The 11,563-nt window shown below is 34.6% G+C and carries 13 protein-coding genes and 1 pseudogene; 1 reads left to right on the top strand and 13 read right to left on the bottom strand.

Annotated features, from left to right (window positions below):
- Positions 1–5 precede the first annotated feature (5 nt).
- The 5 genes and pseudogenes from CSE16_RS09555 to CSE16_RS09535 form a co-directional block, all read right to left on the bottom strand.
- Positions 6–1,253 (bottom strand): right-handed parallel beta-helix repeat-containing protein, encoded by a 1,248-nt coding sequence (locus tag CSE16_RS09555; RefSeq protein WP_099423684.1) that lies wholly within the window; start codon positions 1,251–1,253, stop codon positions 6–8.
- 842 nt (positions 1,254–2,095) lie between these two features.
- A pseudogene (locus tag CSE16_RS09550) lies at positions 2,096–3,050 on the bottom strand (MFS transporter).
- Positions 2,992–3,219 (bottom strand): hypothetical protein, encoded by a 228-nt coding sequence (locus CSE16_RS21860; protein WP_253896225.1) that lies wholly within the window; start codon positions 3,217–3,219, stop codon positions 2,992–2,994. The pseudogene CSE16_RS09550 and the gene CSE16_RS21860 overlap by 59 nt, the downstream one beginning before the upstream one ends.
- Positions 3,220–3,546: 327 nt before the next feature.
- Complete coding sequence (locus tag CSE16_RS09540) at positions 3,547–3,774, bottom strand: TetR/AcrR family transcriptional regulator (RefSeq protein WP_256376323.1); 228 nt, start codon at positions 3,772–3,774, stop codon at positions 3,547–3,549.
- Positions 3,775–3,780: 6 nt separating this feature from the next.
- Complete coding sequence (locus CSE16_RS09535; RefSeq protein WP_099423681.1) at positions 3,781–4,155, bottom strand: rRNA methyltransferase; 375 nt, start codon at positions 4,153–4,155, stop codon at positions 3,781–3,783.
- Between the two features lie 190 nt (positions 4,156–4,345).
- Here CSE16_RS09535 and CSE16_RS09530 point away from each other — a divergent pair, with 190 nt between their 5' ends.
- The gene (locus CSE16_RS09530) at positions 4,346–5,716 is read left to right on the top strand and encodes a nucleoside-diphosphate sugar epimerase (RefSeq protein ID WP_099423680.1); all 1,371 of its coding nucleotides are present in this window, start codon (positions 4,346–4,348) and stop codon (positions 5,714–5,716) included.
- A 221-nt stretch (positions 5,717–5,937) separates the two neighbouring features.
- On the opposite strand, the gene CSE16_RS09525 is transcribed toward CSE16_RS09530, so the two are convergent.
- From CSE16_RS09525 to CSE16_RS09490, 8 genes are all read right to left on the bottom strand, one after another.
- On the bottom strand, positions 5,938–6,108 hold the full coding sequence (locus CSE16_RS09525; protein ID WP_099423679.1) for a transcriptional regulator: 171 nt from the start codon (positions 6,106–6,108) through the stop codon (positions 5,938–5,940).
- Position 6,109: 1 nt separating this feature from the next.
- Complete coding sequence (locus CSE16_RS09520) at positions 6,110–6,265, bottom strand: transcriptional regulator (RefSeq protein WP_099423678.1); 156 nt, start codon at positions 6,263–6,265, stop codon at positions 6,110–6,112.
- 172 nt (positions 6,266–6,437) lie between these two features.
- Positions 6,438–6,788, bottom strand: a complete 351-nt coding sequence (locus tag CSE16_RS09515; RefSeq protein WP_099423677.1) for a DUF6176 family protein — start codon at positions 6,786–6,788, stop codon at positions 6,438–6,440.
- A 31-nt stretch (positions 6,789–6,819) separates the two neighbouring features.
- Entirely contained in the window at positions 6,820–7,554 is a 735-nt protein-coding gene (locus tag CSE16_RS09510) for a DUF2087 domain-containing protein (RefSeq protein WP_099423676.1), read from the bottom strand.
- Between the two features lie 163 nt (positions 7,555–7,717).
- On the bottom strand, positions 7,718–8,191 hold the full coding sequence (locus CSE16_RS09505; protein WP_099423675.1) for an 8-oxo-dGTP diphosphatase: 474 nt from the start codon (positions 8,189–8,191) through the stop codon (positions 7,718–7,720).
- Positions 8,192–8,356: 165 nt separating this feature from the next.
- Entirely contained in the window at positions 8,357–9,172 is an 816-nt protein-coding gene (locus tag CSE16_RS09500) for a class I SAM-dependent methyltransferase (RefSeq protein ID WP_099423674.1), read from the bottom strand.
- 98 nt (positions 9,173–9,270) lie between these two features.
- Positions 9,271–10,221, bottom strand: a complete 951-nt coding sequence (locus tag CSE16_RS09495; RefSeq protein WP_253896224.1) for a tyrosine recombinase XerC — start codon at positions 10,219–10,221, stop codon at positions 9,271–9,273.
- Between the two features lie 610 nt (positions 10,222–10,831).
- Positions 10,832–11,509, bottom strand: coding sequence for a VCBS repeat-containing protein (locus CSE16_RS09490; RefSeq protein WP_253896223.1), 678 nt, complete (start codon positions 11,507–11,509; stop codon positions 10,832–10,834).
- Between the last annotated feature and the right edge of the window lie 54 nt (positions 11,510–11,563).

Raw genomic sequence — 11,563 nt, 5'->3', positions numbered from 1 at the left:
CTTTCTTACTTTTTACACATAGCCCGTGGATATACGGATTCATCTATGAAACGATTATCAGCAATTACTTTTTTCGAAATATTGACGTACTCTTTTGAGCCGCAAATAAAATAAAAATTGTTTGAAAATTCATTACCGCGCGTATGATGCTGAATCGTAATTTCCCTAAATCCTTCTTTAGAACGATCGTTAAACGAAAACAAATTATTTGTAATGGAGCTATTCTCAACGCCACCGTTATCATCACCCGAACCGCCTATGACCAAACCAGCCTTTGTATTCTTTGCAATAAAGTTATCTTTTATCGTAATATTTTTGGCGGAAAAGCCCTCTTGTTCACTTGATACCGAAATTCCGTAGTCACTTTTACCGACATAATTGTTTTTCACTACGACGTTTTGTGCGCCATCGACATATATACCTGCTGCGGATTTATCCCCTTCATAAGCAGGATTGTCACCAGAAGAAATATAGGAAACGATATTATTTGAAACAACACCATCTCGAGCATAATCCGTGCACCCATCACTTCTACAAGCACCGTAACGACCCGCTACATCAATACCAATATTATTGTTGCGTGAAACAATATTCCCGTCGATCGTGAAGTGTTCAACATTGCCACTTAACGTTAAGGATTCACTGCTACCTAACGTTAAATCATGCAAGCGATTTTTCGAAATTTTAATATTTTGAATCGGCTGAGTATTATCCCCATATACAAGAATTCCATGTGCGTTCCCATTGCTTGAGTAGTTGGCAATGTGATGAATGTCATTTTCTACTATTTCAATATTTTTATTACTTCCTCGTACTAAAATACCAGCAGGATAAGACTTTCGGGAATCAGCTTTCATATTACGTATTTCTAAGCCCTTAATTCGAATCCCTTTAGAGTTTATAATTTCAATACCTGCACGATTTGATGACGTAATTTCTATACCTTCTGCATCAATTATCGGTTTTTCATAGGGATAATTTTGGATTGTAATCCATTGGTCGTCTACTGCCTGTTTTTCTGAGATTACGACCATTTCTTTGTAAATACCGCCTCGAACATTGATAACATCACCCGACTCCACCTGATTTACAGCGTGTTGAATGGATTGCCAAGGTGAATCTATCGTACCTTCTGATTCGTCACTACCATTCGGTGCAACATAATAAGCGCCATGTGCAGTTTCTGTTGCTATAAAAAATAGCGGTATTGTAAATGTATAACAAAATAGAACAACTTTAACTAAATTTTCCATCAAATAAATGCACCCTTCTCACTGAAATAGGTAATTAGGATTACAAAAATAATAAACCCCCATAAAAAATCAATCGGAATCATTACCTTTTAATTACTCCCTATTTTATAATAGCATATTTTTTACATTAAAAATAGGTAATTTGGAATCACTATGTAACAATACCATAATATGGATATTGTTTTTTATTTATTTTTTATTTTGATTGTGAAAATTAATAGAATCTTAATTGTGAAGTTTTTCATTTGAAATACATACTCCGTCCTATATGAATCCCATTCATGAACTACCACTATATTCTGTGGCTTTCTTTCAAATATTTAATTATTTGATCAAAACAAACTGCTAATTTTGCTCTAGGTATCCTTTCAAACGAATACACCAGAAAAAAATAATCATGCTTTTCTTCCTATGTAATAAACAATTATTTAACAAGCGAGCATTTTTAACTTCCTCAAAACAAATTGTAAATAGGAAAGGTTAAAATTAGGTTAAAAAAGTAAAATAAATTACTTAATACTATTAAAAATAGGGTGAGTTTTCAATTTATTCTCAAATAATTGAGCATTTCACTTGAGTGAATCGCGATTAGAGTCCGATAAACGGAAACAAATAGTACTAAATTAATTGAACAATAATATAAATGGACAAAAATTCTTCATGTATATATATCACGTCCTATCTAGCATTTATAATGCGTTCAGAAAGTTATCAAACATGCATAGAACATATAAACAATTACATTTCATTACCCTACTCTTGGTCATTTCCCCCGCGGGTAATCAAAATAAAGCACTTCCTTATACGTCACTATTGTACAAGGAAGTGCTTTATTTTATTTTTTATGAACTGCCCTTACGTTCCTTTAACATGATAGAAAGTGCTAATCCAGAAATACTTAACAACGTCGCAATGATAAAGGCAATGCGAATCCCTATAAGCATTGCATCCGCTGAATAGTCATCTAAACAACTCATTGTACCCGACATCGCCGTTACAAGTAGTGCTGTGACGATTGCACCACCGACCGACCATACGTAATGTACTGTTAACAGAATGATTCCCGTTTCTAACGCCGTAAGCTCACGCACATTTTGTACATAAAACGTAAGTAAAATTTGTGTGCCAATCATGAGTGCGTACACTAACACAGATAACAGTGTTGATATTGTAAATAGTTTTGATTGGAACACACGGAATTCTAAAATCGGCGTTGGCATCTTGAATTGATGACGAATAAATACGAATAACGAAACGATACCAACCGCTAATGATATCAGGACATACCAAGATGTAAATCCAGCTGAACCTACCATACTAAATCCATATAATAAGCCTCCCCAGCCAAATGTTGAATAAATAATTGTAAGCATATCAAATTGTCTTTCTTGTCTCTTTGCAACATTTATCATAAATGCGAAAACAAGTAGCATAGCGACAAGCGCTACAGGCAATATTGTGTAAAATAAATGACGCCACGTAAAGTAAGTGAGCAACCAGCCAGCCAATGTTGGACCAACTGCTGGTGCGAAGCCGGTTACAAGACCTGCAATGCCCATTACAGAACCGCGTTTTTCTTTTGGATAAAGTGTTAAAATAATTGTTTGCATTAGGCATAATGATTCCTGCTCCAGCTGCTTGAATAACACGTGCTCCGAGTAAAACAGGATAGCTTGGTGCAAATGCCCCGATGATTGTACCAAGCGTAAACAAACTTAACGCAGCTAATAACAATACCCTATTTGAAAAGCGCCCAATCAAATACGCAGTAATAGGAATTAATATCCCGTTCGTCAATAAATAAATCGTGGTTAGCCATTGTGCGGCACTTGCTTTTTTTAAAATCAGCCATAATTGGAGGCATCGCAATCATGAGTAATGTTTGATTCAAAATCGAAACAAACGGTGCGGATAAAACAATTGCTACAATGATTGTCCTTTTTGAATTTGTAATAGTTTGTTCCATATAAATAATCCCTCACATGTACGTTAGTAATAACTAACATTTGAGTATAAATAAAATGATGTTACATTGTAACACCATAAAAAAAGAGTCAACATAATTGTTAATAAACATAGTTTGTTGATTTTTCAAAAAGTGATTCTCAAAAATTACCGTTGTTGCAAAAAAACCAAACAATGTTGTTAAAAAAATAATGGCCTGTGATTCTGATTGAAACGGTTTTAAAATACCCTTTTCAATCAATTGATCAAAATACGCTGCTAGCAATGATTGGAGCTGGTTCGTCTTGGCTTCAGTAATGAGACCTGATAGTTCAGGTAAATTCCCTCGCTATTGAATACTTATGAGGAAGATAACTTTATTTTTGTTCATATTCAGTAAATATTGATGCGCAATATCTGTTAAGTCTTTTTTCACATCAAATGTTAAGGACGATTTAAAATACTGTTCAAAGTAGGTAAAATATGATTGCTGCTGAATAAGCGCCTCCAAAATACCCATCTTTGTTTCGAAGTGACGGAATATAGTCATTTCACTGACACCTGCAAGCTCCGCTATTTCTTTTTACAGCTCTACCCGATAGCGCCAGCTTGCATTTTTCACTTCATCAAACTGAATGTATTTTACGCTTTCCTCAATGACATCATTTAAGTTCAATTGCTGTTGCTTGGCAAAGTCTTTCAAATGGGCAAGTAATTGTTCATCACATGTTGTCCTGAATTCTACGCGATCTTTTGGGCGATTTTTTTTATTATAGGAAATCGTTTCACCTTGCAAAAGATTTAGATATCCATTTTCTAGCAAATAACCAATATGTGTGTTATGTTCGGCTGCTAATTCCTTCAACTGTTCAATCAGTGCCGCGCTTATACGTGTTTTATAGCGTGTACGTGATTCATCTGTTGTTTGAACCAATTTATGATTGATGATTTTCCACATGTGATTCCCCACCTTTGCCTTCTATTATAATGAATTTGCTCAAATAAAAAAACTCTTTAAAAGTTTGAAAATTCATCTTTCACATATTGAAATGAAGGACTTCTTCTAAGGTAAGTTAAAATATTTTATTTCAAGACTTATACCTAGTCGAATTTTGTAAAACGTATATAATAACTAAAGGGGGTGTACGATGCTAAAAATAAAAAAAATTGAATTCATCAAAGTTCACTATGATGAATCACTTACTCAAAATTTCTTTTCCGTTGCGAATATTACATTTTCAAACTATAAACCCATCTCTGGTGCACTTCTCTATTGGCAAAAAAATACGTCCGATGCACCTTTTACAAAAGATGGTGATTATAAGTTTTTTTATGATATGGCAAAAGTACAATTTTTTGCATCCGTAAAATTTCCAAAGGATGTAAAGCTGACACGTGATCAGCGCCAAGAGCTAGCTTATATCTTATTAGAGGAACGTGGTGCAATTGGCTCTTACAGCTTTGTAACGAATCGATCAAAAAAAACATTTCCGATTCAACAAGCGTTTCAAAATATTAAATTTCCGGAACATTTCAACTTGCAAGACTTCAATTCTATCGAGCAGTTAAAACAGTTTCAAAATCAAGATGAAGCGCTCTTTGTAAATTTAGCGCAATATGACCGCGCGTTTATACATGCCTATATGCATTGGTGCCAAAATGCTGTTACAGAGCATCATAGTAAACTACAAAACTACTTTAGTTACTTACCGTTTTCTTATATTTGCTATGCCAACCCGTTTCTTTCAGAGCAATTTTTAATTGATTTCATCGAGCAAGTTGATTTCGATGCGCTGCAATATAATATACCAGTCCTAGCTCGTCTAACTGCGTCGTTTAAAGCCCATCTTGTTAAAACATTACAAATGCAGCAAAAAACAATAAACGAAGAATTTAAAGACCAATTAGAAGAATTCATTGAGAGTATTGTTTATTTATCCTCACATGATATCATCTATTTGCCTGAAGTAGACGAATTTCCAGAGATAGAACTGTTATTTTTCGAATATGATTGCGGTACTAATAAGTGGCCAGGTGGCGAGCATTTAGTAGAAGGTATTCCCTCTTTATATTGCCAACAATATGATCGTTATGGGGATAAAAAATTAACAAATAGCGAGATGGATAAAAAAATCGAGCACTATAATGCACTTCAACTGCAGCTTTTCAGTGCATCTGCTAATTTGCACTGGCTTAGTCGTTATCAAAATCAATTGGATTGGCATGCCATTTGCCAGTACAATGAAAATTTAACAGAAGCCTTTTTGACTGCCCATTTGGATAATGTCGAGTTTCAGTCACTTGGCTTAAACATTTATTGTATACTGGATGAATCGTTTTTATCGAAGCATATGGATAAATTCAATCACCAGCAGCCCGTTCCACTGATTATTTGTCATTTGACGGAGTCTTTTTACTTAAAACATAAAAATCAAATAAAAGTAGATTTAGATACTTTATACAAATATATGGATTGTATTGATTACGAAGAGTTTGAACGCCTAGAAACATATTTTTAGAGATTATTAAGAATCCATAAAAAAAATGCACCATTCCTCTCAACATTGGAATGGTGCATTTTTTTTGAGATTGTCACTAGTTGAGCTGGTGTCATTTCGTTTGCTCTGAAATTTTATGAACGACTGCAAGGGAGTTTGAAATATCTATTCCTTCTATATTAAAATCGTCCACGAAAGAGAAAAAAATCCCCCATTATAATTGGAAGATTTTTTACATTGTCTTATGAAGTTGCAAGCACATAGTTCCCTCGATTCTCCGTTGCGCGGCAATTATAGGCATCTAATTGTTCTTGCGATAAATTTAAAATATAGTAATGAAAGTTAATTGGCTCCAGACCAAAATTCTCACACGCTCGCTTATAATATTCATAGCCACTTCGATAATCGTTCATCTTATTCCACACCTGCTTGCTGCAGTGCTTGATTGTTGAATTCATTTAATTGCTTTGGTGATAATTGAATTACATAATAGCGAAAGTTAATTGGCTCTAGTCCAAACTGCTCGCATTTTTTCACGTATACTTCATAGCCTTGTCGATAAATTGTCATTTTAACCGCTCCCCTTTGTACTATAACAGATTTTATTTGTTGAATTAAATATAGTACAGATATAGTACAGTTGTCAACGATATTTTCAGAAATTTTATGATGTTTTCGTATTTTATCTGGAGTAATATCAATAACCCTTTCAAATTAAGAAAGGGTTGCCGCGCATCTAATATCAATTGTCCTGCATTACTGCTTTTACTTGTTGAGGTATCATTACAACTTCCGTTTTTAAATCTACGGGCTTGAACGATTTATCGATACAATCTTCCCAAAACATTAAATGCTCTTTATCAATCCAATGTTCAGATTTCTCTACCTCTTGACCGCCTTCTCCACGAACGGAATACCAATAGAGGTACTCATGTCCATTAAGTTGCTCTCGGAAAATCGTCTCAACATACATTTTTTCACCTTCAAGTGTAACAAGCACATCATCCATATGAATATTTAAAAACTTAATCCATTCATCCACACGCTTTGATTTTCCTGCTTTTACTTTATATCTCGTCAATTCAATTTCCACTGTAATCCTCCTCGCATCCAAAATAGTCGATTTAGTTTTCCTTCACCCAATAAAACGCGCAATCATCCGTACGTTCCATGAATCCATATTGAATTAAATAACGTCGAATCGTTACATAATCACTATATATAGGCTTTAAAATATCGTTTAATTCTTTTTCCAAATACTTTTTCCCAGCTTCAAAATTCGTCATAATTTGTTGCAATAAGATAATTTTACGCTTCTCTTTACTTGGAAACGTACTAATCGCCCCTTCTAAACCTTCTTTATAATACGTTTCTAGCACTTTTTTCTTTTCATCGGCTGTAATCGCAAAACGTTCATCCACTTGTTTTGCCCCCTTATGTATCGGTTCGTAATGTTCGATCTCATCAAATACTTGCATAATCGCCAGAAAAACTTTCGCCTGTTTCTCTTTTTCCTTCAATTTAAATCGATGCTGGCGAATGGTTGACACACTATTCGCGGAAGTATGTTGTACAATTTCTTTATCTGGCAACCCCTGTGCAAATAGCGTAAGTAATTCGATTTGAATATCCGATAAACCTGTATGCTTCTTATCGAGCTGAATAAGTGCATCAAACACCGAGCCATGCTCTTCTTTGTGATGCTGATAGATCATTTTTTGCGCCGTGAAAAAGCGTCCATCTACTGGATAAACTTCGAACTTATCATACTGTTTCTCACAAAATAAACAGCTATACACCTCGTCGGTTTCCACATATCCATTTACGAGTTGCTCAATAGATAATGTTTCAATATCCACAAACAAAACCTCCATTTGTTTATTATTTCATAAACAATATACCATTGTTTATTTTTAAGTAAACAAAAAAAGCAGATAATTTAGTATTATCTGCTTTTAAGGCACCACGATATTGGTCACAAAGGCGTTGGCACAGGATATGCCGTTAGTTAAAAAAGAAGTATTATGTATTTCGAATTACTACCTTACCCTCTTGATTTTTTTCATGATTCCATTCAACTTGAATTTCAAATGTGCCATCTTTAAAAAATAAAGGAAATCTTCTACGAATCGAATTTTGCATCGGTAGATTATATGCATCCTCGATATTTACCCAAACTGCTTTCCCTTCAGGAGCATCTTCAAGTAGTTCCCCTTCGAAATCCTTTGTAATATAATTAAATATCATATATCGATCCTTAGCGATTGGATTAACGTATTCATAAAGTCCTTTAAATATAAGGTTGCTAACTTCTAAACCCGTTTCTTCTCTTACTTCTCTTATAGCAGCTTCAATAATACTTTCCGGAAATTCTACTTTACCACCTGGTGGAATAAATCCTTTGAAATTGTCATGTTGTCTATCAAGAAGTAATACCTTATCTTCGTTTTGGATCATACATACAGTCCAGATTTTATAATTTATGGAACCACTCATAACTTCCCCCTGTTTCTTTTATATAAAAATTACCATTTACATGTATACTAATGCAAAAGCCTAGAACTATTTCACTGTAATTATATTTGGAAATTATTTTAGTTTACATAATCATTTTATGGATTTAACAGGGTTTATTCTCAGAACATCTTGTTTTTGCTCTTCTTAGCTATCTTTTTTTCTTCCAACATATAGTAAGTGGGAGGAAATTCCTAAAATAGAAGGATCATTTGCTTTTTCAATTAGTAATTCTATAATTTTCTCAAATTCCTTTTCGCCTTTATCTCTCCAGTAGCTCCAATTTTCAGCGTTTAATATTGCACCTACATTTGAACCTATTAATTCCAAAGTTTCAAACCCTTGCTCTTCCATAAATGGTTTTATTTCTTCAATATTAAAGTAATAAGCACCTGTAAATCGTCCTTCATCCTGATGATTAAAACAACCTGTTTCAGAAAAATGTTGGATGTTTTCGATATCATTATTTGGTTTCCAATTTTCAGGATGTAATAGGGACGTCAATATATGCCTGATTCTAGGCATGAACGCAACAAAAACGATTCCATCCTTCTTCGTCACCCTATATAACTCTTGTATTGCTTTTATTCGGTCGGTTTCCTTTTGCAAATGATACATAGGACCAAGCATTAATGAAGCATCGAACTGTGCATCTTTTATCACATGAAGTTCGGTAGCATCAGCAACAAAAAAACCACTAAAGTATGCTTCTAACTGAAGTTCCCGTGCTTTATTTTTAGCAATTTCAACAAGTTTTGGTGTTAAATCGGTCAATGTTACATGATAACCTTCAGTAGCGAGTTTCATAGAATACTTCCCTGGACCCGCACCATTATCTAGCACCGATCCAGATAAAGGCATATATTTTTTTATATAATGCCAATTTACTTGGAATTCAATAGGCTCTCTTTCAAGACGTCCCCATTCATCAAAATTATTATAGTAATTAATAATATTACTCATAAAATCACCTAATTTCTTTTAATTTTCTAAGTAATTCGACATTTAGGTATATAACTCCTTCTTCAAGAAACTTGCGCATTTAATCTTAGTTTACATAATCATTTTATGGTGTTAAACGGATTATTTTTCAGTACGTCTTGAATTTGCTCGTCTTCGATATGTGTGTAAATTTGCGTCGTCGCAACGCTTGAGTGTCCTAAAATATGTTGCAAACTTCGAATGTCCGCGCCAGCTTTATACATCATTGTCGCTGAAGTATGGCGTAGCTTATGAGGTGTTAATTTTTCTTTCTTAATCGACTGCGCATTGATTTTCTTCACCATTTTCGCAACTGTTTGGCGAGCAAAACGCGTCCCTTTCTGTGAAACGAATAAAGGCTCTGGACCCGTCCCCTTATATGTATGGCGCTCTTCTACATATCGATCTAACGCAGCAACACAAGCATCATTTATATAAACAGTGCGTTCCTTATTTCCCTTACCAATTACCGTCAACTGGCGCCCATGAATGGATTCGACATTTAGCGAACACAGCTCGGATACACGTATGCCCAGATTTAAGAAAAATACCATCATGCAGTAGTCCCGAGCGGAATAATACTGCTCATCTATTGCTTTTAAAAACGTTTGGGCCTCATCCATATTCAAATAAATGGGTTTTCTTCGACCAATTTTCGGTGATTCAAGCTCCTCAGCCGGATTTTCTTCAATGAGTCTTCGCTTGCCTTTCAAGTATTTAAAAAAGGCTTTCAATGTTGCCACCTTGCGCGCTCGTGCCGCCGCTGAATTTCCACGCTGCACCTCACAATATTCCATAAAGTAATACAAATCCTCCAAAGATAATTCCTTAATCCAGTCAGCAGTAACATCTGAAATATCAATCGTATGTATAAGATCCGGTGTCATGTCTTTCTCCACACTTTTTAAAAATCGAAAAAACAGTACGAGATCATATTCGTATTCTTTCCGAGTGCGTGGTGATTTTCCGGTAATCGTCGTTAAGTAAACTAAAAAATCTCTCAAAACTTTTGGCAAAGCCGTTTTTGTCAATTCCCTCACCTCTAGCACTATTATAGCATGAAATAAAGTTCCCAAATTCATATTTGGGAACTTTATTTGGATTTACAAGCATTATCCTTCACTTTTTGTAATAAAATGGATAAAAATTACGGATTCCAACCTCTAAACAGAACATATATTCTACCTTTGTAATTTCGCATTCAGACGAAGTGAAATTAACTTTTGTGGGTGTAGGTATAGGTCAAATCGTCTCAGAGCGATTTTTAAAAAGAGTGTTTTATGGATAAATTTGGGATTATTTTTACAATTTAGAGAAAAACTATTGTTTATCAAACCACCGTTTAATATGTAACATAAAAAGCCCTCTCAGATTAATAATTGAGCAGGCTTGATTCATCATGCTATGAGATTAGTGAATCTAATTTTAAAATTATGTTTATATCAATCAATTACACCTCGGCATAATTGCGTCAATTTTTTGAATTATGCTTGCCGAATTAATCATTTCAAAATCTGTGACAGCCACTGATGGAGGCTATATCTTTACTTTTCTCCATCAGCAACATCCTCTCGCCTCAATTCTTCACTTACTTTTGGTGCAAATACAGCTAACAATTCCCTTCATAAGGGTGGTTTTTTTTCAAAATGGTATTGAAACTGACAAGCGATTTGAATGAAATTGTGAACCTTTCCATGACAGGAGGTTTTCAACGTATCCTAACGTATCTACATTTGTTGGGCCAATAATACGCTGTAGAGCTACTAAGTCAAAATTATAGCTTTTGTTAGTTGTAATGATCGGATAAACAGCTCCTAAGGCTAGAACCCCGCCTTCTATCGGTTTTTTAAGTAGTCCATTGGCGTCGTAATACTCTGATAAGTAATCAGGTCCTTTGGTGCTAATGTCTATAATGAACAACCTATTAGGTGAGTGACTTTCAACACGAACCTTATAAAAATCGGCGTAATTTAATTGGAATTTGTATTCTTCATTATATTTATCAAAGTTAAACAGCTCAGTTAAATTGTTGTTTTTGAAGGAATAGATATAAAAGATGCCATATCCGCCACTCCCGCCCGTATCAATACTTACCATAATGTCTGGTATATGATTCTTATTAAAGTCGCCAAGAAACAACCTAGCATTATATCCCGCGTTGTTTTTAAAATGAACGATTGTACTTTTATTTGACCACCCATCACGAATCACCAGCGTAATGTTGTCGGCAAAGATACTTGGTGATCCATCGACATTACCATATAAATAGACGGTATCTAAAATACCGTCTCCGTTTACATCCCCTGTCTTCCAGTCCAACAATGTATGATTTCCGTTAAAATCGACCCCTCCTATTCAAATTCAATCGTTGTT

The sequence above is a fragment of the Solibacillus sp. R5-41 genome (assembly GCF_002736105.1).
Classification (GTDB): domain Bacteria; phylum Bacillota; class Bacilli; order Bacillales_A; family Planococcaceae; genus Solibacillus.
This window is presented reverse-complemented; position numbering and strand designations above follow the sequence as displayed.

Bases quoted from the DNA above. Each gene is read 5' to 3' on its own strand.
- CSE16_RS09555 (WP_099423684.1), bottom strand. From the start codon at position 1,253: ATGGAAAATTTAGTTAAAGTTGTTCTATTTTGTTATACATTTACAATA.
- CSE16_RS21860 (WP_253896225.1), bottom strand. From the start codon at position 3,219: ATGGAACAAACTATTACAAATTCAAAAAGGACAATCATTGTAGCAATT.
- CSE16_RS09535 (WP_099423681.1), bottom strand. From the start codon at position 4,155: ATGTGGAAAATCATCAATCATAAATTGGTTCAAACAACAGATGAATCA.
- CSE16_RS09530 (WP_099423680.1), top strand. From the start codon at position 4,346: ATGCTAAAAATAAAAAAAATTGAATTCATCAAAGTTCACTATGATGAA.
- CSE16_RS09525 (WP_099423679.1), bottom strand. From the start codon at position 6,108: ATGAACGATTATCGAAGTGGCTATGAATATTATAAGCGAGCGTGTGAG.
- CSE16_RS09520 (WP_099423678.1), bottom strand. From the start codon at position 6,265: ATGACAATTTATCGACAAGGCTATGAAGTATACGTGAAAAAATGCGAG.
- CSE16_RS09505 (WP_099423675.1), bottom strand. From the start codon at position 8,191: ATGAGTGGTTCCATAAATTATAAAATCTGGACTGTATGTATGATCCAA.
- CSE16_RS09500 (WP_099423674.1), bottom strand. From the start codon at position 9,172: ATGAGTAATATTATTAATTACTATAATAATTTTGATGAATGGGGACGT.